At 54.5% G+C, this 253-nt stretch carries 1 rRNA gene; it reads right to left on the bottom strand.

From position 1 onward, the window contains the following. Positions 1–2: 2 nt before the first annotated feature. A 5S ribosomal RNA gene (gene rrf, locus ADK55_RS23900) occupies positions 3–120 on the bottom strand. Between the last annotated feature and the right edge of the window lie 133 nt (positions 121–253).

Here is a 253-nt window from a genome sequence, read left to right as displayed (position 1 = left end):
TTGTTCGGCGGCGTCCTACTCTCCCACAGGGTCCCCCCTGCAGTACCATCGGCGCTGAAAGGCTTAGCTTCCGGGTTCGGAATGTAAACCGGGCGTTTCCCTAACGCTATGACCACCGAAACACTATGAAGTTAACCAACCGGATATGAACACAGTTCGTTACTTCAGAACTAACACAGTGGACGCGAGCAACTGAGGACAAGCCCTCGGCCTATTAGTACCAGTCAGCTCCACCCGTTACCGGGCTTCCACA

The sequence above is a fragment of the Streptomyces sp. WM4235 genome, assembly GCF_001279725.1.
GTDB lineage: Bacteria > Actinomycetota > Actinomycetes > Streptomycetales > Streptomycetaceae > Streptomyces.
This window is presented reverse-complemented; position numbering and strand designations above follow the sequence as displayed.